We start from the raw sequence: 23,223 nt of genomic DNA on the forward strand, positions 1-23,223 counted from the left end.
AATCGACGATTCCGCCCGTCGGTAACAAAAAATTTATGCACGCTTCATTGCACGCCAGTACCAGAAAAACGTGGCCATAAATATGAACACTTGCGCCCTGTAGCGAGGCACGCACGCCCCCATGCTGTGCCACCTGATGCCTATGGGAGCGGGCTTGCCCGCACAGGCGCCAATGCGCTCTATTCCACAATATTTAACGCTTGCAACATGCCTGGGAACATCTGCCGGTCACACGAGTCGGTTATTCAGAATGCTGGTGGCCGATCCGCGACGAACGCGCCCGGATTACCTGTTGATCTTGCTGTCTTCACGCCCTAAAGTGCGCGCCGAACGTCCATGCTGGAAACGATCCATCCGGCTCAAGTACTGACGACGAGACAGCAAGGTCACCCGCCGCCGCTTCACAGGCACGGTTGACCTTTTTGCTTTCGGCGACATGCCTTGGGAAGTAGGCGAACCAAAGTGGGGATACGGAGGGCGTTCAGTTTGCAGCCACTTATCTTTTCAGTTTGCCCATGGAGCCCTTGAGCATGTCGATCCAGGTCGAAGACTATTTCGCGCGTGACACCTTCCAGAAAATGAAGGCGTTCGCCGACAAGCAGGAAACCCCGTTCGTACTCATCGACACCCAGATGATCAGCCAGGCGTATGACGACCTGCGCGCAGGGTTCGAATTCGCCAAGGTCTACTACGCGGTCAAGGCCAACCCGGCAGTCGAGATCATCGACCTGCTGAAGGACAAGGGTTCGAGCTTCGACATCGCCTCGATCTACGAGCTGGACAAGGTGATGGGCCGTGGTGTCAGCGCCGACCGCATCAGCTACGGCAACACCATCAAGAAGTCCAAGGACATCCGTTACTTCTACGAGAAAGGTGTGCGCCTGTACGCCACCGACTCCGAAGCCGACCTGCGCAACATTGCCAAGGCTGCGCCGGGCTCGAAAGTCTACGTACGTATCCTCACCGAAGGCTCCACCACTGCAGACTGGCCCCTGTCGCGTAAATTCGGCTGCCAGACCGACATGGCCATGGACCTGCTGATCCTCGCCCGCGACCTGGGCCTGGTGCCGTACGGCATTTCCTTCCACGTAGGTTCGCAACAACGCGACATCAGCGTGTGGGACGCCGCCATCGCCAAGGTGAAGGTGATCTTCGAGCGCCTCAAGGAAGAAGACGGCATCGAGCTGAAGCTGATCAACATGGGTGGCGGCTTCCCGGCCAACTACATCACCCGCACCAACAGCCTGGAAACCTACGCTGAAGAGATCATTCGCTTCCTGAAGGAAGACTTCGGCGACGACCTGCCGGAAATCATCCTGGAGCCCGGCCGTTCGCTGATCGCCAACGCCGGTATCCTGGTCAGCGAAGTGGTGCTGGTGGCACGTAAGTCGCGCACCGCCGTCGAGCGCTGGATCTACACCGACGTGGGCAAGTTCTCCGGCCTGATCGAAACCATGGACGAGTCCATCAAGTTCCCGATCTGGACCGAGAAGAAAGGCGAAGCCGAAGAAGTGGTCATCGCCGGCCCAACCTGCGACAGCGCCGACATCATGTACGAGCACTACAAGTATGGCCTGCCGCTGAACCTGGCCATCGGCGACCGCCTGTACTGGCTGTCCACCGGCGCCTACACCACCAGCTACAGCGCAGTGGAGTTCAACGGCTTCCCGCCGCTGAAGGCTTACTACCTGTAACGCAAGACGGGGCCGAAAGGCCCCGTTTTCATATGTGCCATCCTGCACTTGCCGACGAAGGACCCCAAAGCCCCCCCTTCATGTCTCGGGGGCTTCATACTCGTCGCTATCGATCAGTTCCAGGGTGAAGGTTGTCGCCCCCGCAAAATGCGGCTCAAGCAGACGCAGAATGCCAGCCTCACGCTCGGCGATACTGATGGGTACTTCACGGGCCGGATTGATGGCGAACCACTGCCAGTCACGGTCCACCTTGCGCCGGCCGCTCACTGCGACCCAACGCGAATCGAGGGATTGCAACTTGACGTAGTGTTGGTTGGGGAAGTCCGGCCCGACCTCTCCCTTGCTGAAAATGCGCAGGGCCGGACCGGGGGTTGGCAGCAACTCCCTCGAAGCGGTAAGCCCGGCATGCTCGCCCCCAGTGACCTGCTGGCCATCGGCAGTGCGAAACTCAAATGCGATTTCGCCCCCAATTGCCGGGTGCTTCAACATCCCGATGTAGAACAGTTCTGGCTCTACCGCCTGGCGCATGACCTCCAGATAGCCCTTGCGGTTGAAACAGACCGGCCATACTGCACCACCCAGCTCACAGGTCAGACGGCCGCGCAGCCATTTCAGATAAATCGTGTCGCTCATGGTCCAGCTCCCGGTAACGGCCCACATGGCCGACCGCCACGCTAACCAAGACACCGAGGCGGTATAACTGGGAAACACTCCGTCGGCGCGGGGCAGGTCATTCCCCGCGCCGTTCGATCTCCTCGGCGTAGCGCGCCGCGAAGCTCATCAACGTCGGCCCCGCGCCTTGCAGCGTCGCCAGTGCACTGCGCAGAAAGTTGAGGTTGCCGTCCTCCCGCGCCCTATCGAACCAGGGCGCAGCCTCGGCGATTTCCCCCCGTTCCACCAGCACCAACGCCAGACTGAACATACCGCGAAAGTCCCCACCCTCGGCCGAGCGCCGATACCAGCGCACGGCCCGCGCTGGACTCGCGGTGGTGGCAATACCCTGCTCCAGGTAGCGTCCATACAAGTTCATCGACTTGGCATGGCCCAGTTGCGCAGCCTGCTCGTAGCACACCAAGGCCTGCGCCTGGTTGACCGGTACGCCACGCCCGGTAGCCAGTAAGTTACCCAGGTTGTAAAGGCCCCAGTCCAGGCCCGTATCCGCAGCGATTGCGTAGTGAATCGCCGCCTGTTGCAGATCGACGTCACCGCCCCAGCCATGCTCAAGGCAACGCCCCAGCATGTTATGGGCCATGGCGCTGCCGGCCGTCGCGGCAATGCTGAACCAGCGCCGGGCAACCTGCTCGTCCTGCTGGATGCCGCGCCCATCGAGCAGGATCTGCCCAAGCAACAACTGCGCCTCGACCACCCCCTGGCCTGCCGCCGCCAAGATCGCCTGGGCAGCCTGGCCGGGGCTGTGCTCGAGCATGGCCTTGAGGCCAGCGATATCCAAGGTCTCTTCACGCCGCAGCGGGTAGGACATACCTCAAACCTCCGCCCAGCGGCGCAACAGGTTGTGATAGGTGCCGGTCAGTTGCAGCAGCGACGGATGATCCGGTACATCGGCGCTGAGCTGGCGGATGGCGTTGTCCATCCCGAACAGCAGCGTACGTTGGCCATCGTCGCGCACCAGGCTTTGGGTCCAGAAGAACGCCGCATAACGCGTACCACGGGTCACCGGATTGACTTTGTGTACGCTGGTCCCTGGGTACAGCACCAGGTCGCCGGCAGCCAGCTTGACCTGTTGCACGCCGTAGGTGTCCTGGATCACCAGCTCGCCGCCGTCGTAGCTCTCAGGGTCGCTGAGGAACAGGGTCGAGGACAGGTCGGTGCGCACCCGATCCGGGCTGCCCTTGGGCTGGCGCAGGGCGTTGTCGATGTGGAAATCGAAATGACCACCCTCGCGGTAGCAGTTGACCAGCGGCGCAAATACCTTGTGCGGCAACGCCGCCGACATGAACAACGGGTTGCGCCACAGCCGATCGATCAGCGCACTGCCGATCTCCTTGGCCAGGGCATGCGCCTCGGGCAATTGCAGATTGTGCTTGGCCTTGATCGACTGATAACCGGCGGTTGCCTTGCCATCGGCCCAGTCGGCCTGCTCCAGGGCCTGGCGGATTCGCTGGATTTCGTCAGCGTCGAACAGCCCGGGAATGTGAAGCAGCATGACGATGGCACCTGGCTCGGCAAAGGGGTGGCAATGATATTGATTCCCTTTTACGTACCACAAGCCCCCTTCGTCACGAAGAGACGCATGAGCCCACGAAAACCGTAAGGGAAATTTGTAAAGAATGTAAATTCCTCACGAATGGTAACGCTTCTCAATTGTTCCTTACATTCGCTTACATTACCATCCGCCGCCTTCGAACCTTGGGGAAGGTCTACAACCATGCGTCACGTGCCACACGCTGTCAGCTCACCACGCCGGCTCGCCTCTGCCATCGGCATGGCAATCACCGCCACTTCCGCGTATGCCGCCGATCCGGTCGCCCCGGCGACCATCACCCTCGACGCCACCAGCGTCAGTGGCCAGGCCGAACAGGCGAGCACCGACTACAAGGTCGAGCAAGCCGCGTCGCACAAATACACCGCGCCACTGGTAGACACGCCACGCTCGGTCACCGTGATCCCACAGCAAGTGATCAAGGACACCAATGCCCTGACCCTGCAGGACGCCCTGCGCACGGTGCCCGGCATCACCATGGGCGCCGGAGAAGGTGGCAACCCGCAAGGCGACCGTCCGTTCATTCGCGGCTTCGACGCGCAGAGCGACACCATGATCGACGGTGTGCGTGACACCGGCGCACAGACCCGCGAAATCTTCGCGGTGGAATCGGTCGAGGTCAGCAAAGGGCCGAACTCGGCCATGGGTGGTCGCGGCTCGGCCGGCGGCAGCATCAACCTGGTGAGCAAGAAAGCCCACCTGGGAGACTCGCTGGACGCTGGCTACACCTGGGGTTCGGACCAGACCCAACGCTACACGTTCGATGGCAACTATCAATTCAGCGACAGCGCCGCCGGGCGTCTGAACCTGATGAGCCATGAAAGCAACGTCGCCGGCCGCGACAAGGTCAACTACGACCGCTGGGGGATCGCCCCGTCGCTGGCTTTCGGCCTGGGCACGCCAACGCGTGTGAACCTTGATTTTTACCACGTAGAAAGCGACGACCTGCCCGACTCGGGCATCCCGTATGGCTACTCGGTGGGCCGAACCCATACCGCTGCCAGCCCCGACAAGCCCACCGATGGCGGCGACAGCAGCAACTTCTACGGCCTGACCAGCCGGGACTTTCGCAAGACCCGCACAGACATCGGCACCTTCAGCATCGAACACGACCTGAGCGACAGCCTGACCGTCAAGAACACCCTGCGCCATGGCAACAGCATGCAGGACTACGTGCTGACCCAGCCCGACGACAGCGCCGGCAACGTGATCAACAACGGCGTGTGGCGCCGCGCCAACAGCCGTGTCGGCAACACCGCCACCACCACCAACCAGACCGACCTGTTCGGCGAGTTCTACCTGGGCGGTTTCAAGAACAACTTCTCGACCGGCATCGAGCTGAGCCACGAGGACGCCACCCGCCAGAGCTACCTGGTCAGCCCGAACAGCAGGATCACCACCTGTACCGGCCCAAGCAACGGCGGCAGCTGTACCTCGTTGGACGACCCGAACCCGGACGACGCATGGACAGGCACCATCAGCCGCAATTACGCGGGCACCGACACCAGCAGTACCACCCGCGCGCTCTATGCTTTCGACACCCTAGAACTCGATCCGCAATGGCTGCTCAACCTGGGGCTGCGCTACGACCATTTCACCACCAAGTTCCGCACCTACAATGCCAGCGGCGTGACCACCGTCACCAGCGGCTTCCAGAACAAGGGCGAGGACGTCAGCGAGTTCGTCACCGGCCAGGTTGGCCTGGTGTGGAAACCGCGTGACAACGGCAGCATCTACGTCTCGTATGCCACCTCGGCCACCCCGACCGGCTCGATGCTGGGCGAAGGCACCGATGGCAACCCGGTGACCACCGGAGCCGTCAAGAACGACATGCAGCCGGAAGAAACCACCAACTACGAAATCGGCACCAAATGGGACCTGTTCAACCAGCGCTTGTCGCTGAGCGCGGCGATCTTCCGCACTGAAAAGGAAAACACCCGTGTCCTGACCAACCTCAATACCTATGAGAACGCGGGCCAGACGCGTGTGGACGGTGTCGAGCTGTCAGCCTCGGGCAAGCTCACCGCCAAGTGGCAGGTATTCGCTGGCTACAGCTACCTGGACAGCGAACAGATCGATGGCGGCAAGGTGAACATCGGCACTGCCTTGGCACCGATCTTCGTCGAAGCACTGACCAACGGCAACGAGCTGGGCAACACGCCGAAGAACAGCTTCAGCCTGTGGAACACCTACGCGGTCACCGACAAGCTGACCCTCGGCGGGGGCGCATTCTTCGTCGACAAAGTCTGGGGCAGCGTCGCCAACTCGACGTATGTGCCGTCCTACTGGCGTTACGACGCCATGGCCAGCTACAAGCTGACCAAGCACATCGACTTGCAGTTGAACGTGCAGAACCTGACCGACAAGACCTACTACGACAAGGCGTTCGCGACCCACTTCGCCAACCAGGCGGCAGGTCGCACCGCGTTACTGAGCACCCGCTTGCACTTCTGATTCAGCGGCCAACCGCGCTCAGGCAAGTGGCAAAGCCCCGCCCATTCAGTGGACGGGGTTTTCGCGTATGAAGGCATAATGCACGCCGCTGGCGCTCGAGCGGCAAGACAAGGTGATCGATGTGGTGAAGAAGACGCTGTTTCAATTGCACTGGTTGTTTGGCATCACGGCCGGCCTCGTGCTAGCCGTGATGGGCATCACCGGTGCGCTGTATTCGTTCCAGGAAGAACTGCTGCGTACCTTCAATACCGATACGCTCAAGGTCGAAGTCCGCCCGCAAGGCGTGTTGCCACCGGCAGAGCTGGTGCGCCGGGTCGAAGCCGCCCAGGGCGAGAAGGTTTCGATGCTCTGGGTCGATGTGCGCCAAGGCAATGCCGCACGGATATTCTTCACCCCGCCGCCTGGCGAGCGTCGCGGCACGCTGCGCTACGCCGACCCCTACACCGGCGCGCTCAAAGGTGATGTGGCCGGCGCCGGCTTCTTCAACCTGATGCTCAACCTGCACCGTTTCCTTGCCATGGGTGAAACCGGCCGGCAGATCACCGGGGCCTGCACCCTGATGCTGATCTTCTTCTGCCTGTCGGGCCTGTACCTGCGCTGGCCGCGCAAGGCCCTGAACTGGCGTACCTGGCTAACCCTGGACTGGGCCAAGAAAGGCCGCGCCTTCAATTGGGACCTGCACGCCGTGTTCGGTACCTGGTGCCTGCTGTTCTACCTGCTGTTCGCCCTGACCGGGCTGTTCTGGTCCTACGACTGGTACCGCCAAGGCCTGAACGCATGGCTTGCCGACAAGCCCGCGGCCAGTGAGCAAAAGCGCGGAGAAGGCCGTGGCAGGCGCCACGGACCGCCCCAGCTCGACAAGAACGCAGCGCCCTTGGTGGTGGACTACGACGCCATCTGGAGCAGCCTCAAGAATGACGCAGGGCCGAGCCTCGCGGCCTACAACCTGCGACTGCCACCGGTAGGCGGCCAGCCGGCCAACCTGTTCTACCTGCTGGAGGACGCTGCACACTCGCGCGCCTTCAATACCTTGGTGCTGGATCCTGCCACCGGCACGGTGAAAAACCACGACCGCTACACCGAAAAATCCTTCAAGGCGCAACTGCTGCAAAGCGTTTATGCCCTGCACGTGGGCGAATACTTCGGCCTGCCAGGACGCATCATCGTCACCCTCGCCAGCCTGAGCATGCCGCTGTTCTTCGTCACCGGCTGGCTGCTCTACCTCGACCGTCGCCGCAAGAAGCGCCAGGTGCGCGCGGCGCGTGGTGCGGTAGGCGCCACTGGCAACAGCGGCGATAGCTGGCTGATCGGCTTCGCCAGCCAGAGCGGCTTGGCCGAGCAACTGGCCTGGCAGAGCGCCGGCCAACTTCAGGCCGCAGGCTACCCGGTGCAGGTGCGCGCTTTGGCCGAGCTGGGCGAAACCGAGCTGCGCCAAGCCAACCGCGCCTTGTTCGTAGTCAGTACCTTCGGCGATGGCGAAGCGCCCGATAGCGCCCGTGCCTTCGAACGCAAGGTCATCGGCCAACCCTGGGCGCTGGCGCACCTGGACTACGCCCTGCTCGCCCTGGGCGACCGCCAGTATCCGCACTTCTGCGGGTTTGCCCGCAGGTTGCAAGCCTGGTTGAGCGAGCGTGGCGCCAGCAGCGCCTTCAGCCCGGTGGAGGTGGACAACGCCGACCCTGGCGCATTGCAGCTGTGGCACCAGGAGCTGGCGCAACTCACCGGCGCCCAGGCGGTAACCGCCTGGCAACCGCCAAGCTTCGGCAACTGGCGCCTGGCCCGCCGCACGCTGCTCAACCCCGGCAGCCAGGGCGCACCGGTCTACCTGCTCGGCCTGCAAGCGCAAACACCGTCTAGCTGGGAAGCCGGCGACTTGGTGGAAATCCTGCCGCGCAACGGCCAACCGCGCGTCGACGCGCTGCTCGCCGGGCTGGGCCTGGACCCGCAAAGCCCAGTTGAGTTGGACGGCCTGCGCGAAACCCTGAGCCAGGCGCTGGCCAGCCGCCAGTTGCCGAGCAGCCGCGAACACCTGATCGGCCTGCACGCCCAAGCCTTGGTCGACGCGCTGATCCCATTGGCAACGCGCGAATACTCCATCGCCTCGATTGCCAGCGATGGCGAGCTGGAGCTGATCGTGCGCCAGGAACGCCACCCCGACGGCCAGTTGGGCCTGGGCTCCGGCTGGCTCACCGAATACCTGCCGCTGGACGCAAGCGTCAGCCTGCGCCTGCGCCGCAACAGTGCTTTCCACCTGCCGGCAGCTCCGGCACCGATGGTACTGATCGGCAACGGCACTGGCCTGGCCGGACTGCGCAGCCTGATCAAGGCGCGTATCGCTGGCGGCGAGACACGCAACTGGCTGCTGTTCGGCGAACGCAACCGCGCCCACGACCTGCTGTGTGGCGCCGAGCTGCAAGGCTGGCTGGCTACGGGTGAGCTGGCACGGCTGGACCTTGCGTTTTCGCGGGACCAGGCAGAGAAAGTGTATGTGCAGGATGTGCTGCTTCAACAGGCCGCCGAGTTCAAGCGCTGGATCGATGATGGCGCTTGCGTGTACGTATGCGGCAGCCTGCATGGCATGGCTGCCGGGGTGGATGCGGCGTTGCAGGGTGTGCTTGGGCAAGCCCGTGTGCAGCAATTGATCGAGGATGGGCGGTATCGGCGGGATGTGTACTGATGCCCATCTAAGCTGAGGTCGCAGTCCCTGTAGGAGATTACCCAGCCCTTTGGGCTGCGCTGTCGCGCAGAGAACTGATTTCGCAAGCGCTCCGCGTACCCTGTGGGAGCGGCGGTTCGGCGCCCCGACTTGCCCGCGAAGCAGGCGACTCGGTGTATGGCACCGGCTTCGCCGGTGTTCGCGGGCAAGCCCGCTCCCACAGGTCCCTGCTAAATCAACAAGTTATGTGTAGTTCTATGAGAGCGGCCTTGTGTCGCGAACGGGCTGCGCAGCAGCCCAGGCGATTTTGCATGCGGCACAAATCCTGGGGCCGCTACGCAGCCCGTTCGCGACACAAGGCCGCTCCTACAGGGGACTGGCGACGCCTCAGTGCAGGGCGAAGGTATCGGCATCCAGGTTGGCAGGGAAGCGCGTGCGGTAGGCCGCCAGTTCCGCCGCCCTCAGTTCCACGGTGAACACGCCATCGGCCTCCCCTGCGCTGAGCAGGCTCTCGCCCTGGAAATCCAGCACCTGGCTGTCGCCGGAATAGGCAAAGCCCTTGCCATCGGTGCCCACGCGGTTCACCGCCGCCACGAAGCACAGGTTCTCGATGCCCCGCGCCGGTAGCAGGCGGTTCCAGTGCAAACGGCGCGCCGCCGGCCAGTTGGCGGTGTACAACAGCAGATCGGTATCCTGAGCATCACGGCTCCACACCGGGAAGCGCAGGTCATAGCAAATCAGCGGACGAATCCGCCAGCCCTTGAGTTCGAACTGCACCTGGCGCTCGCCCGGGGTGTAATGCTTGTGCTCTCCGGCCATGCGGAACAAGTGGCGCTTGTCGTAGTGCAACAACTCGCCATCGGGCCGAGCCCACAACAATCGGTTGCGGTGGCTGCCATCGGCGGCCTGGATGATCACGCTACCGGTGATCACCGCGTTGGCTTTCTTGGCCTGGGCCTTCAGCCATTTATAGGTCGGGCCATTTTCCGGCTCGGCGAGGCTTTCGGAATCCATCGAGAAGCCGGTGGTGAACATCTCCGGCAGGATCACCAGATCCACCTCGCCCACCTGGCCGATCAGTTCCTCGAAATGGGCGTAGTTGGCCTCGCGGTCGTGCCATGCCAGGGTGGTCTGGACCAAGGCGACTCTCAAGTTGGGCAGTGCACTCAGATCGCGCATAGTCGTTCCGCCGCCTCTCGCAGCGTCTCCTCTCGTTTGGCAAAGCACAGGCGCACCAGACGTTGCTCAGGCATGGGGCGCTGGTAGAACACCGACACGGGAATACTGGCCACGCCATGCTCGCGGGTCAGCCACAGGGCCATCTCCACATCGTTCAGGTCGGGGCGGATCTGACGGTAGTCGACCAGCTGGAAGTACGTACCAGGCGTGCGGGTGAAGGTGAAGCGCGAATCCTGCAACAAGTCGCAGAACAGGTCGCGCTTGGCCTGGTAGAAACCAGGCAACTCGTCGATATGCTCCGGGTGCTCGGCCATGAAGTCGGCCAGGGCACATTGCAGCGGCGTGACGCCACAGAAGTTGACGTACTGGTGCACCTTGCGCAGTTCTGTGCTCAAGGCCGGTGGCGCGATTACATAGCCGGTCTTCCAACCCGTGACGTGGTAGGTCTTGCCGAACGAACTGACGACAAAGGCGCGTGAGTACAACTGCTCGTGGGCCAGCACGCTGGCATGGCGCACACCATCGTAGATCAGGTGCTCGTAGACCTCATCGCTGACCAGGTAGATATCGCGCTCGCCGATCAGGCACGCCAACTGGTCCAGGTCGTCACGGCTGATCAGCGCGCCGCTGGGATTGTGCGGCGAGTTGAGGATGACCATGCGCGTACGCGGGCTCAGGGCATCGCTGAAACGCTGCCAGTCGATGCTGAAACCTTCGTCGCTGAGCGGCACATGCACGCAACGCCCCCCTGCCAGCTCCACCGAAGGCTCGTAGCTGTCGTAGCTTGGGTCGAACACGATCACCTCGTCTCCGGCGTGGATCACCGCCTGGATTGCGCAGAAGATCGCCTCGGTGGCACCGGGGGTGATGGTCACTTCCTGCTCGGCATCGACGTTCACGCCGTACAGGCGCGCGACCTTCGCCGCCACCTGCTGACGCAGTGCCGGCAGGCCGGTCATCGGCGCATACTGGTTATGCCCGGCGCTCACATGGCGGCCGACGGCATCGAGCAACGCCTGCGGGCCATTGAAGTCGGGAAAGCCTTGGGAGAGATTCAGCGCACCGGTCTGGACGGCCAGTTGCGACATGGTGGTGAAGATGGTCGTGCCGACGTTCGGCAGTTTGCTGCGAATCATGGAGCCCTCTTTCCTGGGGACTGAGAGCTATAAGCTACAAGCTTCAAGCTGCAAGAAAAAGCGGCGTGAATCACCGTTTGCTTCTTCTTGCAGCTTGAAGCTTGCCGGTTGCGCCTGTCAGCGCTTGTCGCGACGCTTCTTCTCAGCCTTCTTGTGGTGCGACATCAAGCGGCGCTTCTTGTTGACCTGACGATCGGTGAGGGTGTTCTTCTTGCCCTCGAACGGGTTGTCACCGCCCTTGTACTCGATGCGGATCGGCGTGCCGACCAGCTTGAGCACGCGGCGATAGGTGTTCTCCAGGTAACGCGAGTAGGAGTTGGGGATCTTGTCGGTCTGGTTACCGTGGATCACGATCAGCGGCGGGTTGGCCCCCCCGAGGTGGGCGTAGCGCAGCTTGATCCGACGCCCGTTGACCAGCGGCGGCTGGTGCACGCTGATGGCGTCTTCGAGGATCTGCGTCAGGCGGCTGGTCGGCCAGCGGGTCACCGCCGACTTGAACGCAGCCTGTACCGACTTGTACAGATGGCCCACGCCCGTGCCGTGCAAGGCCGAGATGAAGTGGATATCGGCAAAGTCGACGAAGAACAGCCGGCGCTCCAGCTCGGTCTTGACGTAGTCACGCTCGCCCGACTCCATGCCGTCCCACTTGTTCAGGGCGATGACCACGGCGCGGCCAGCGTCCAGGGCGAAGCCCAGCAGGTTCAAGTCATGGTCGACCACGCCTTCGCGGGCATCCATGACGAAGATCACCACGTTGGCGTCCTTGATCGCCTGCAGCGTCTTCACCACCGAGAACTTTTCGACTTCCTCGTGGATCTTGCCGCGCTTGCGCACACCGGCTGTGTCGATGAAGGTGTACTTCTCGCCATCGCGCTCGAACGGGATGTAGATACTGTCGCGGGTAGTGCCCGGCTGGTCGTACACCACCACGCGCTCTTCACCGAGCATGCGGTTGACCAGCGTGGACTTGCCAACGTTGGGGCGACCGATGATGGCGATCTTGATGCCATCCTTCTCGCTCGGACCTGGAATGCGCGTGGCTTCCTCGCCTTCGGCGACCTCCTCGTCCAGGGCTTCTTCTTCAGGGTCGCGCGGAATGTGGCCGAGCAGCGACTCCATCAGCGCGTTGATGCCGCGCCCCTGAGAGCCAGCCACCGGGATGGCGTTGCCCATGCCCAGCGGCGAGAACTCGGCACGCGCGATATCAGGATCGATGTTGTCGATCTTGTTGGCGACCAGGATCGCCGCTTTGTTCCGCTTGCGCAGGTGATCGGCGATCATCTGGTCGGCGGCGGTCATGCCGGCACGGGCATCGACCAGGAACAGCACGTAGTCGGCTTCTTCGATGGCCATGAGCGACTGCTCGGCCATTTTCTCGTCCATGCCCACTTCGTCACCGGTGATACCGCCGGTGTCGATGAGGATGTACGAACGACCCTGCCAGCTGGCATCGCCATACTGGCGGTCACGGGTCAGGCCCGACAGGTCACCGACGATGGCATCGCGGGTCTTGGTCAGGCGGTTGAACAGGGTGGATTTGCCGACGTTCGGCCGGCCCACCAGGGCGATTACGGGAACCATGCGGCTCTCCACTCTTGAATTCTTGAAAATGCAAAGGCCGCTGCAAGGCAGCGGCCGGTATTCGGGCGGCGCATCATGCACCGCGGCCCGGGGCCGGTCAGAGCCCCAAGCTTAGCTTCAGCGGATGGTCAATGCCTCAAGCTTGCCGCTGTTGCCAAAGACATAGATGGTGTCGCCGACTACCAGAGGGCGGGCGCGCAGACCATCGCTGTCGATACGCTCACGGCCGACGAAGCGACCATCGACCTGGCTGAGCAGGTGCAGGTAACCTTCGAAGTCACCGACCGCCACATAGCTGGAGAACACCTCAGGCGCCGACAGTTGGCGACGGGCCATGCTGTCGTTGCTCCACAGCGCGCTGGAGGAACGCTCGTCGATACCTTCGACGGTGCCCGATGCCTCGCTCACGTAGACGTTGCCGAAGCCCTGGGCCACGCCAACGTAGCTGGACGCATCACGCTGCCACAGCACACGGCCGCTTTCCAGGTCCAGGCCAGCCACACGGCCCTGGTAGGTGCCAACATAGAGCGTGCCACCGGATAGCAGCAAGCCGCCGTCAATGTCCACCACACGATCCAGCTCGGAACGGCCCTGCGGAATAGCCACGCGGCTCTCCCAAACGGGCACGCCGTTGCTGATGTCTACCGCCACCACCTTGCCGGTGGACAGGCCAGCGACGGCCAAACGGTTAGTGACGATCGGCGCACCGGTGCCACGCAGGGTGAGCACCGCCGGGGTGTTTTCGTAGATCCAGCGGCGCTCGCCAGTGGCGGCGTCGAGACCGATCAGACGGTCGTCCTGGGTCTGTACCACCACCACGTCGCCGTTATTGGCAGGCGGGGCCAGCACTTCGCTGGTCACGCGCGCACGCCAACGCTCTTCACCGGTGCTGGAGTCCAGGGCCACGACTTCACCCTTGAGGGTGCCCAGCATCAGCAGGCCGTAACCCACGCCGACGGCGCCGGAAACAGGCAACTCGAGGTCTTTTTTCCAGACCACGTCACCGTTGTTGCGGTCGAGGGCGAAGACCTTGCCGTTGACATCGGCAGCGTAGATGCGGTCGTTCTCGATAGCCGGTACCAGGGTGTTGTAGGTCTCGCCCTGGCCGTCACCGATCGAACGGCTCCACTGCTTCTTCAGCACCACTTCCTCGGTGAACTTGGTCAGTTCGGCCGGTGGCAGTTCCTTCTTGCTGTTGCTGCTGCAACCCGCGGCCAACACGGCGAGGGTGAGCACTGCTGCTTGTTTCCAACCCTTCACTTCAGGCGTCCCCTTTGGCCAGGTCATCCAGCTTCAGTTGCAGGCCACCGATCGCGGCGTCGTCAGACAGCGCGGCCTTGGCTTTTTCGTAGGCGCTATGGGCGTCATCGGCGCGCCCCAGCTGAACCAGCAGGTCGCCCTTGAGCTCCTCGCGGCTGGCCTGGAACGCCTTGTCGGTGTCGCCGTCGAGCAGCTTGAGGGCCTCTTCGGCTTTGTCCTGTGCGGCCAGAACACGCGCCAGGCGCTGACGCGAAATCTCGCCCAGGGTGGCGTCGGCTGGCTTGTCCAGCACGCTTTTCAACTCGCTGGCAGCGTCGTCCAGCTTGCCGCTGTCCACCGCGACCTTGGCTACGAACAGGCTGCCGTACTGGGCGTAGGCGGTACCGGCGAACTCGCTCTTGAGCTTGCCGGACAGCTCGGCAACCTTGGCCGTGTCGGGCTGGCCGCTCGGGGTCAGCGAGGTTTCCAACAGGGCCTGGTACAGCGCCGAGGCGCCTTGCGACTGGTTAGCCTGGTACTTGTGCCAGGTCTGCCAGCCCATCACCACCACGCCGGCCAGCAGTGCACCGGTCAGCAGCGGCTTGCCGTTGCGGTTCCACCAGTCCTTGACGCCTGCCAGATCATCATCATCGGTACTCGACACCCCAATACTCCTTTTCGCCTATTCGTTGTTGAACCGCGTTACGCCTGGGCGATCGCGGTTTCCAGGTGCTCTGCCAGAGCATCCCAGGCAATGTTCTGTTGTTCGCCCTGGCCACGCAGGGGCTTGACGCCAATCGTCTGCTGGGCAAGTTCGTCGTCGCCCAGGATCAGGGCGAACAGCGCGCCGCTCTTGTCGGCTTTCTTGAACTGGCTCTTGAAGCTACCACCACCGGCGTTCACCGCCAGGCGCAGGCCCGGCAGGCGGTCGCGCAGGCTTTCGCTCAGGCGCAGGCCAGCCAGTTCAGCGGCATCACCGAACGCACAGAGGTACACATCGATGGTCCGGCTGATGGATGCGGGCACCTTGTCGAGGGTTTCCAGCAGCAGGATCAGACGCTCGATACCCATGGCGAAACCAACGCCTGGGGTCGGCTTGCCGCCCATCTGCTCGACCAGGCCGTCGTAGCGGCCACCGGCGCAGACGGTGCCCTGGGCACCGAGCTTGTCGGTGACCCACTCGAACACGGTCTTGCTGTAGTAGTCCAGGCCACGTACCAGCTTGGTGTTGATCACGAACGGAATGCCCGCGGTATCGAGACGGGCCTTGAGGCCTTCGAAGTGCACGCGGGATTCTTCATCGAGGTAGTCTTCGAGCTTGGGCGCGTCGACCAGCACGGCTTGGGTGTTCTGGTCCTTGCTGTCGAGGATGCGCAGCGGGTTGCTCTTGAGGCGGCGCTGGCTGTCTTCGTCCAGTTGCTCCAGGCGCGCCGACAGGTAGTCGACCAGCGCGTCACGGTAGCGGGCGCGGGCTTCACTGGTGCCCAGGCTGTTGAGCTGCAACTGCACGGCGTCCTGGATCCCCAGCAGGCCCCACAGGCGCCAGGTGAGCATGATCAGCTCGGCATCCACATCTGGGCCGTCGAGGTTGAACACCTCGACGCCGATCTGGTGGAACTGGCGGTAGCGGCCTTTCTGCGGGCGCTCGTGGCGGAACATCTGCCCCACATACCAGAGTTTCTGCACCTGGCCGTTGCCGGTGATCCCGTGTTCGAGCACGGCACGCACGCACGCGGCGGTGCCTTCGGGACGCAGGGTGAGTGAATCGCCGTTGCGATCCTCGAAGGTGTACATCTCTTTTTCGACGATATCGGTGACTTCACCGATAGAGCGCTTGAACAGCTCGGTGAACTCGACGATCGGCGTACGGATCTGGCTGTAGCCGTAGCTGTCCAGCAGGCCGGCCACGGTGCCTTCGAAGTAGCGCCACAGCGGCGACTGCTCGGGCAGGATGTCGTTCATGCCACGAATGGCTTGCAGCGATTTGCTCACGAAAAGTCCTTACGAATCTGTGTATCAGCCGCGGGCGATCAGCACCGCGTCGGCCTCGACCTTCTCGGCCGCTTTCTGGCGAATGAGCTTTTCCAGCTCGTCGACCAGGTTCTCGTTGTTCAGCTTCTGCGATGGCTTACCATCGATGTACACCAGGTTCGGCGTACCACCGGTGAGCCCTACATGGGACTCCTTGGCTTCGCCCGGTCCGTTGACCACGCAACCGATCACCGCCACGTCCAGCGGCACCAGCAGGTCTTCCAGGCGCCCTTCCAGCTCGTTCATGGTCTTGACCACATCGAAGTTCTGCCGCGAGCAGCTCGGGCAGGCGATGAAGTTGATGCCACGCGAACGCAGGTGCAGCGACTTGAGGATGTCGTAGCCGACCTTCACTTCTTCGACAGGATCGGCCGCCAGCGAAATACGGATGGTGTCGCCGATGCCTTCGGCCAGCAGCATACCGATGCCGACTGCGGATTTCACCGTTCCCGAACGCAGGCCACCGGCTTCGGTGATGCCCAGGTGCAGCGGCTGCACGATCTGCCGGGCCAACTGGCGGTAGGCTTCGACGGCCATGAACACATCGGATGCCTTGACGCTGACCTTGAAATCCTGGAAATCCAGGCGGTCGAGGTGCTCGACATGGCGCAGCGCAGACTCGACCAGGGCTGCCGGGGTCGGCTCGCCGTACTTCTTCTGCAGGTCTTTTTCCAAAGAGCCCGCATTGACACCGATACGGATCGGGATGCCACGGTCACGGGCGGCGTCGACCACCGCACGCACGCGGTCTTCGCGACCGATGTTGCCCGGGTTGATGCGCAGGCAGTCGACGCCCAGCTCAGCCACGCGCAACGCGATCTTGTAGTCGAAGTGGATGTCGGCGACCAACGGCACGCTGACCTGCTGCTTGATCTTGCCGAAGGCCTCGGCGGCGTCCATGTCCGGGACCGAGACGCGAACGATGTCCACCCCTGCATCGACCAGGCGCTGGATCTGACCCACGGTGGCGGCCACATCGTTGGTGTCGGTGTTGGTCATGCTCTGCACCGCGATGGGCGCATCGCCGCCCACCGGCACATTGCCGACCCAGATTTTGCGGGATTCGCGACGTTTGATCGGAGATTCGCCGTGCATGACTTACTGTCCCAACTTCAGGCGAGCGGTCTCGCCACTGGTGAACGGGGCCACATCGACTGCCTGGCCGTTGTAGCTCACCTGGGCGCCGCGGGCGAACCCAAGGCGAACCGCGAACGGTGGCTGGCCGGTCAGATCGAGGCTGTCGCCCTTGCGCTTGATGGCGCTGAACAGCACCTTGCCGTTGCCATCGGTGACCTGGGTCCAGCAATCGGCGGTGAACTGGATGTGTACCTTGGCGCTGCCGGCAGGTGCAACGGCGGGTGCGGCTGGAACGCTGGCAACCGGCGCAACCGGGGCGACGCTGGCAGTGGGTGCCGCAGGGGCCGCCGGAGCGGCAGGTGCTGGCGTAGCAGCAGGCGTGCTGGCCACCGCCGGTGCCGCAGCGCTCGCGGCCGGAGCGACAGCTATCGGCGTCTCTTCGCTGGCGGCTGGCGCTTCGCTCCCATTGACCGGCTCCAGCGGCAATACCTGGCCTTCTGGCTGCTGCGCTTCACTGACGGCCTGGTCTTCCGGCTCGTCCAGCGGGTGAATCTGGGTGGTGCCGTCGGCACTCTCGACCTCGACGTGCTCCAGCGCGATCTTGGCCAGGTCCTTGCCACGCAAGCTACCTTGGTCCTGCCACCAGACGAAACCGCCTCCGATAACCGCTACCAGCAACACCAGGCTAACCACCCGCAGGATGTTATGCGAGAGGCGCACCGGTTCTTCGATGCGACCCAGCGAGTGCACATCACTGCCTTGGGCGTGGGTACCGGTGATCTGGTCGAACGCAGCCACCAAGGGTGCTTGATCCATGTCCATCAGTTTGGCGTAGGCACGGATGTAACCACGGGCGAAGGTATGCCCGGGCAGCTTGTCGAAAGCGCCAGTTTCAAGGTTGTTCAGCGAAGAAACCGTAAGGTTGAGCTTTTTTGCGACCTCAGCCTGGCTCCATTCCCGCTGCTCGCGGGCCTGGCGCAAGACATCCCCGGGATTGTGGCGAGGCGCTGCTGCTACTTCGGTGTGAGCGGCTTTCATCGTTGCTCCGACAGGTATTGCTGATATTCCGGCGTACCGGGATAAAGTCGTTGTAATTGCTGGCCCATCCGGGCCGCACTGCCCTGATCGTCAAGGGCAATGGCCAGGCGGCTGCCTAGCAGCAGGCTACGGGCGCTCTGGTCGCTCAGTTGGCTGAAACGATCGTAGTAGTCCCAGGCCGGCACATAATGCCTGTTTTCGTAGGACAACTCAGCCATTTCAAGCAACGCTTTCGGTTGCCGCTGATCGAGCCGGAGGGCTTTTTCCAGATACTCGCGGGCCTGCTCGCCCTCACCCAGCTTGCGTGCCGTCAGGCCGAGGTTCTGATACACCCGGGAGCGTTCAGGATACAAGGTATCGGCGGCGGCCAGGCGAAACATTGCCTGGGCCTCGGCGAACCGCCCCTGAGCATATAGGAAACTGCCGTAGTTGTTGCGGATTCGCGTGTCACTCGAACGTATGGCCAGGGCTTTTTCGAAATGCTGCATGGCCAGTTGCGGCTCACCCTCGGCCTGAAACACCAACGCCAAGGCGGCATGCGCGTCGGCATCGCGGCTGTCGAGCGCCAATGCCTTGGCCAGCGGAGCCTTAGCCTGCGCGGTCAGTCCTTGTTGCAGATAACCCAGCCCAAGCTGCACATACGCCCGGCTCGCCTGCTCGCGGCCCTGACGCGTGGCCAGTGGATCGCTGGCGCCACCCGACACGCAGCCGGCCAGCAGCGCAAGCGTGAGGATCGACAGCGCAGCGCGCAGGGTCATGGATGGCCTGCTCGTCAGAGGCGCGCGGCGCTGTCTTGCGGCTCGTCGGCGGCAAGCTGACGCACGGCGATGTAGCGCTCGCTTCGACGGGTACGGTCGTTAACCTGCCCGACCAACTGACCACAGGCGGCGTCGATGTCGTCACCGCGGGTGGTGCGGGTGGTGACGTTGAAACCGCCGTGGTGCAGCAGGTCCTGGAAGCGGCGGATGGCATTGTTGCTCGGCCGCTCGTAGCCCGAATGCGGGAACGGGTTGAAAGGAATCAGGTTGATCTTGCACGGCACGTCACGCAGCAGTTCGATCATCTGCGCCGCGTGTTCGGGCTGGTCGTTGACGTCCTTGAGCAACGTGTACTCGACGGTCAGCACGCGCTTGCCGCCCAGCGTGGACATGTAGCCCATGCAGGAATCCAGCAGCACCTTGAGCGGGTACTTCTTGTTCAGCGGCACCAGCTTGTTGCGCAACTCATCGTTGGGCGCATGCAGCGACAGGGCCAGCGACACGTCGATGTGCTTGGCCAACTCGTCGATCATCGGCACCACGCCCGAAGTGGACAGGGTGACGCGGCGCTTGGAAATGCCATAGCCCAGATCTTCCATCATGATCTTCATGGCGGCGATGACATTGTCAAAATTCAGCAGGGGCTCGCCCATACCCATCATGACCACGTTGGTGATGGCGCGGTCGATCTTGGCCGGGACGGTCCCGAAGGATTTGTTCGCAAGCCACACCTGACCGATCACTTCGGCGGCGGTGAGGTTGCTGTTGAAGCCTTGCTTGCCGGTGGAGCAGAAGCTGCAGTCCAGGGCACAACCGGCTTGCGACGACACGCACAGGGTACCGCGATCGTCGGTGGGGATGTAGACGGTCTCGACGCAGCTGCCGGAGGCAACGCGGATCACCCATTTACGGGTACCGTCGGCGGAAATGTCTTCGCTGACCACTTCCGGCCCCCGAATCTCGGCAACGGCCTCGAGCTTTTCGCGCAAGGCCTTGCCGACATTGGTCATGGCGGCGAAATCGTCGACGCCATAGTGGTGAATCCATTTCATGACCTGACCGGCACGAAAACGCTTCTCTCCGATGGACTCGAAGAATTTTTCCATTTCCTGGAGGGGCAGGCCCAACAGGTTGATCTTGCCAGTCATGTCACTCATGGAATCACCCAAGACCTGCTTCGCTTAGCGAATGCGGTCGCACAGCTCGGTAGCGGAGAAGAAGTAAGCGATTTCGCGGGCAGCCGAAGCTTCCGAGTCGGAACCGTGAACGGCGTTCTCGTCGATGGAAACGGCGAAGTCAGCACGGATGGTGCCGGCAGCGGCTTCTTTCGGGTTGGTGGCACCCATCAGCTCGCGGTTAGCCAGAACAGCGTTCTCGCCTTCCAGTACCTGAACAACGACCGGACCGGAAGTCATGAAGGCAACCAGGTCAGCGAAGAAGCCGCGAGCGCTGTGCTCGGCGTAGAAGCCTTCGGCTTCGGCTTTGGACAGTTGCTTCATTTTCGAGGCAACGACGCGCAGGCCGGCTTTCTCGAAGCGAGTGGTGATCTCGCCGATGACGTTCTTGGCAACAGCGTCAGGCTTGATGATGGAGAAAGTACGTTGAACAGCCATGGAAAACTCCAGAAAATGAGTATTGCGAAAAATTAAACCCGCGAATTATACGCGGGTTCCAGGGGATTGCCTAACCTGCAGCGTGCGCTCAGTCGGCTTCTTCGATCCAGGCCGCCTGGATGGCTTCGAGCACTTTCTCGCCGCCGCGCGACGGATCGTCGCTGAACGCAGGCAGTGCCAGCACCCAACGGTGCAGATCGACGAAATTCACGTAACGAGGATCGACCTCAGGCTTGCTTTCTGCAAGCTCGATGGCGATCTCAAGTACATCAATCCATTTCAGACTCATGCAGGCCTCCTCAGTGCGGCGCTTCGGCGGCGTGGTTGAGCGAATACTTGGGGATCTCGATGGTCAGGTCTTGATCGCCCACCACCACCTGACAGCCCAGGCGTGACTGCGCTTCCAGGCCCCAGGCCTTGTCCAGCATGTCTTCTTCGAGCTCGTCAGCCTCATCCAGCGAGTCGAAGCCCTTGCGCACGATGCAGTGGCAGGTGGTGCAGGCCTTGACGCCGCCGCAGGCGCTTTCCATCTCGATGTGATGGTCGTGGGCCAGCTCCAGGATGTTGGTCCCGGTCGGTACTTCCACGCTCAGCCCTTCGGGGCAGAACTTCTCATGCGGCAGGAATGTCACCAGCGGCATCGATTACTCCTCGATCTCATTCAGGTTGCGCCCGGCCAGTGCGGCTTTGACCGTCGAATCAAGGCGACGGGCGGCAAAAGCATCGGTCACCTGCGACAGACGCTTGGTCTGTTGCTCGATGGCAGCGCCATCGGTGCCGGCCAGCAAATCACGTAGTTCCTGCATCTGGAAGGCGATGGCGTCGCGCTCGTCACTGCTGAGCAGACGCTCGCCGTCGGCATCCAGGGCACCTTGTACCGCTTCGAGCAGGCGCTCGGCGTCGACTTGGTGCTCACGCAGCTGACGCGCGTGTTTGTCGGAGCCTGCGTGCTCGAACGAGTCCTTGAGCATGCGCGCGATCTCGCCGTCAGTCAGGCCATACGAGGGCTTGACCTGGATGCTCGACTCGACGCCCGACCCCAGTTCACGCGCGGCAACGCTGAGCAGGCCATCGGCATCCACCTGGAAGGTAACGCGGATTTTCGCAGCACCGGCGACCATGGCCGGAATGCCACGCAGCTCGAAGCGCGCCAACGAGCGGCAGTCACTGATCAGCTCGCGCTCACCTTGCAGCACGTGGATCATCATGGCCGACTGGCCGTCTTTGTACGTCGTGAACTCCTGGGCACGGGCCACCGGAATGGTGGTGTTGCGCGGAATCACTTTTTCCATCAGCCCGCCCATGGTCTCAAGACCCAGCGACAGCGGGATGACATCGAGCAGCAGCAGTTCGCCACCCTCGCGACGGTTGCCGGCCAGGGTATCGGCCTGGACAGCGGCGCCAATGGCGACCACCTGATCCGGGTCGATGGAGGTCAACGGTGTGCGGCCAAACAGCGTACCCACGGCTTCGCGCACACGGGGTACACGGGTCGAACCGCCAACCATGACCACTGCGCCAACGTCTTCAAGCTCGATACCGCTGTCGCGCACGGCGCGGCGGCAGGCCTTGAGGCTGCGGGCGATCAGTGGCTCGATCATGCTTTCGAACGCAGCGCGGCTGAGTTCGCCCTGCCAGGCGCCGTGGCTGACACTGACGGCATCGGCGTCGGTCAGGGCTTCCTTGGCGGCGCAGGCCGTCTGCAATAGCAGGCGCTGGGTGGCCGGGTCGAGGTCGGCGCTAAGCCCCGCCTGCTCGATGATCCAGCCGGCGATGGCGTGGTCGAAGTCATCACCACCCAGGGCGGTATCGCCACCAGTGGCCAGCACTTCGAACACGCCAGCGGTCAGGCGCAGGATGGAAATGTCGAAGGTGCCACCGCCCAGATCGAAAATCGCCACCACGCCTTCGGCGTTCTGGTCCAGGCCATAGGCAACGGCAGCGGCGGTCGGTTCGTTGAGCAAACGCAGCACATTCAGGCCGGCCAGACGCGCAGCGTCCTTGGTGGCTTGGCGCTGGGCATCGTCGAAGTAGGCCGGCACGGTAATCACGGCACCAACCAGTTCACCACCGAGCGTTTGCTCGGCGCGCTGGCGCAGCACCTTGAGGATGTCGGCAGACACCTCCACCGGGCTCTTGACGCCCTGCACCGTGTCGATGAACGGCATGTGCGACTCGCCACCGACGAAGCGATAAGGCAGTTGCTCACCCAGTTGCTTGACGTCTGCCAGGCCGCGCCCCATCAGGCGCTTGACCGACATGATGGTGTTCAAAGGGTCGCTTGGAGCCGCTTCGCGTGCAGCCTGGCCGACCTCGATACCTGCTTCCAGGTAACGTACTGCGGACGGCAGGATGACGCTGCCCTGCGCATCGGGCAGCGGTTCGCTGCGCCCACTGCGTACGGCGGCGACAAGAGAGTTGGTGGTGCCCAGGTCTATACCCACCGCCAGGCGGCGCTGGTGCGGCTGGGGGCTCTGACCGGGTTCGGCGATCTGCAGTAGGGCCATGCTTGTCGGGGTACCTTAGGCGTCGTCACGGGCGACGCC

Annotated in this window: 20 protein-coding genes; 3 read left to right on the plus strand and 17 right to left on the minus strand. The window is 62.9% G+C overall.

Annotated features, from left to right (window positions below; all coding sequences use genetic code 11):
* Window positions 1–530 precede the first annotated feature (530 nt).
* Entirely contained in the window at window positions 531–1,694 is a 1,164-nt protein-coding gene (locus FEM01_RS07960; protein ID WP_138218885.1) for a type III PLP-dependent enzyme, read from the plus strand.
* A gap of 78 nt (window positions 1,695–1,772) precedes the next feature.
* Here FEM01_RS07960 and FEM01_RS07965 read toward each other — a convergent pair whose 3' ends face one another.
* From FEM01_RS07965 to FEM01_RS07975, 3 genes are all read right to left on the minus strand, one after another.
* The gene (locus FEM01_RS07965) at window positions 1,773–2,327 is read right to left on the minus strand and encodes a hypothetical protein (RefSeq protein ID WP_138218886.1); all 555 of its coding nucleotides are present in this window, start codon (window positions 2,325–2,327) and stop codon (window positions 1,773–1,775) included.
* A 97-nt stretch (window positions 2,328–2,424) separates the two neighbouring features.
* On the minus strand, window positions 2,425–3,174 hold the full coding sequence (locus tag FEM01_RS07970) for a tetratricopeptide repeat protein (protein ID WP_138218887.1): 750 nt from the start codon (window positions 3,172–3,174) through the stop codon (window positions 2,425–2,427).
* A 3-nt stretch (window positions 3,175–3,177) separates the two neighbouring features.
* Complete coding sequence (locus FEM01_RS07975; RefSeq protein ID WP_138218888.1) at window positions 3,178–3,858, minus strand: Fe2+-dependent dioxygenase; 681 nt, start codon at window positions 3,856–3,858, stop codon at window positions 3,178–3,180.
* Between the two features lie 222 nt (window positions 3,859–4,080).
* On the opposite strand from FEM01_RS07975, the gene FEM01_RS07980 reads away from it, so the two are divergent.
* Window positions 4,081–6,369, plus strand: a complete 2,289-nt coding sequence (locus FEM01_RS07980; RefSeq protein ID WP_138218889.1) for a TonB-dependent receptor — start codon at window positions 4,081–4,083, stop codon at window positions 6,367–6,369.
* Between the two features lie 121 nt (window positions 6,370–6,490).
* Window positions 6,491–9,046: a sulfite reductase flavoprotein subunit alpha gene (locus FEM01_RS07985; RefSeq protein WP_138218890.1), complete on the plus strand. Its 2,556-nt coding sequence runs from the start codon at window positions 6,491–6,493 to the stop codon at window positions 9,044–9,046.
* Window positions 9,047–9,412: 366 nt separating this feature from the next.
* Here the strand turns inward: FEM01_RS07985 and FEM01_RS07990 are convergent, their stop codons facing one another.
* From FEM01_RS07990 to hscA, 14 genes are all read right to left on the minus strand, one after another.
* Window positions 9,413–10,204, minus strand: a complete 792-nt coding sequence (locus FEM01_RS07990; protein WP_138218891.1) for an amidohydrolase — start codon at window positions 10,202–10,204, stop codon at window positions 9,413–9,415.
* On the minus strand, window positions 10,192–11,340 hold the full coding sequence (locus FEM01_RS07995) for a pyridoxal phosphate-dependent aminotransferase (RefSeq protein WP_138218892.1): 1,149 nt from the start codon (window positions 11,338–11,340) through the stop codon (window positions 10,192–10,194). Before FEM01_RS07995 ends, FEM01_RS07990 begins: the two co-directional genes overlap by 13 nt.
* A gap of 117 nt (window positions 11,341–11,457) precedes the next feature.
* A complete protein-coding gene (gene der / locus FEM01_RS08000) occupies window positions 11,458–12,921 on the minus strand; it encodes a ribosome biogenesis GTPase Der (RefSeq protein ID WP_138218893.1) in 1,464 nt (487 codons plus the stop codon).
* A gap of 117 nt (window positions 12,922–13,038) precedes the next feature.
* The gene (gene bamB / locus FEM01_RS08005; protein WP_138218894.1) at window positions 13,039–14,208 is read right to left on the minus strand and encodes an outer membrane protein assembly factor BamB; all 1,170 of its coding nucleotides are present in this window, start codon (window positions 14,206–14,208) and stop codon (window positions 13,039–13,041) included.
* Complete coding sequence (locus FEM01_RS08010; RefSeq protein ID WP_138218895.1) at window positions 14,183–14,824, minus strand: tetratricopeptide repeat protein; 642 nt, start codon at window positions 14,822–14,824, stop codon at window positions 14,183–14,185. Before FEM01_RS08010 ends, bamB begins: the two co-directional genes overlap by 26 nt.
* A 38-nt stretch (window positions 14,825–14,862) precedes the next feature.
* Window positions 14,863–16,152 (minus strand): histidine--tRNA ligase, encoded by a 1,290-nt coding sequence (gene hisS / locus FEM01_RS08015; protein ID WP_138218896.1) that lies wholly within the window; start codon window positions 16,150–16,152, stop codon window positions 14,863–14,865.
* Between the two features lie 24 nt (window positions 16,153–16,176).
* Window positions 16,177–17,286, minus strand: coding sequence for a flavodoxin-dependent (E)-4-hydroxy-3-methylbut-2-enyl-diphosphate synthase (gene ispG / locus FEM01_RS08020; RefSeq protein WP_138218897.1), 1,110 nt, complete (start codon window positions 17,284–17,286; stop codon window positions 16,177–16,179).
* 3 nt (window positions 17,287–17,289) lie between these two features.
* Complete coding sequence (locus tag FEM01_RS08025; protein ID WP_138218898.1) at window positions 17,290–18,306, minus strand: RodZ domain-containing protein; 1,017 nt, start codon at window positions 18,304–18,306, stop codon at window positions 17,290–17,292.
* Window positions 18,303–19,064 (minus strand): type IV pilus biogenesis/stability protein PilW, encoded by a 762-nt coding sequence (gene pilW, locus FEM01_RS08030; protein WP_138218899.1) that lies wholly within the window; start codon window positions 19,062–19,064, stop codon window positions 18,303–18,305. The genes FEM01_RS08025 and pilW overlap by 4 nt, the downstream gene beginning before the upstream one ends.
* A gap of 14 nt (window positions 19,065–19,078) precedes the next feature.
* On the minus strand, window positions 19,079–20,221 hold the full coding sequence (rlmN, locus tag FEM01_RS08035; protein WP_138218900.1) for a 23S rRNA (adenine(2503)-C(2))-methyltransferase RlmN: 1,143 nt from the start codon (window positions 20,219–20,221) through the stop codon (window positions 19,079–19,081).
* A gap of 24 nt (window positions 20,222–20,245) precedes the next feature.
* Window positions 20,246–20,677, minus strand: coding sequence for a nucleoside-diphosphate kinase (gene ndk, locus FEM01_RS08040; RefSeq protein WP_138218901.1), 432 nt, complete (start codon window positions 20,675–20,677; stop codon window positions 20,246–20,248).
* Between the two features lie 88 nt (window positions 20,678–20,765).
* Entirely contained in the window at window positions 20,766–20,966 is a 201-nt protein-coding gene (gene iscX, locus FEM01_RS08045; protein WP_138218902.1) for a Fe-S cluster assembly protein IscX, read from the minus strand.
* Window positions 20,967–20,976: 10 nt separating this feature from the next.
* On the minus strand, window positions 20,977–21,318 hold the full coding sequence (gene fdx, locus FEM01_RS08050; RefSeq protein WP_138218903.1) for an ISC system 2Fe-2S type ferredoxin: 342 nt from the start codon (window positions 21,316–21,318) through the stop codon (window positions 20,977–20,979).
* 3 nt (window positions 21,319–21,321) lie between these two features.
* Complete coding sequence (gene hscA, locus FEM01_RS08055; RefSeq protein ID WP_138218904.1) at window positions 21,322–23,184, minus strand: Fe-S protein assembly chaperone HscA; 1,863 nt, start codon at window positions 23,182–23,184, stop codon at window positions 21,322–21,324.
* Between the last annotated feature and the right edge of the window lie 39 nt (window positions 23,185–23,223).

The organism is Pseudomonas mosselii (assembly GCF_005796105.1).
Lineage (GTDB): Bacteria > Pseudomonadota > Gammaproteobacteria > Pseudomonadales > Pseudomonadaceae > Aquipseudomonas > Aquipseudomonas mosselii_C.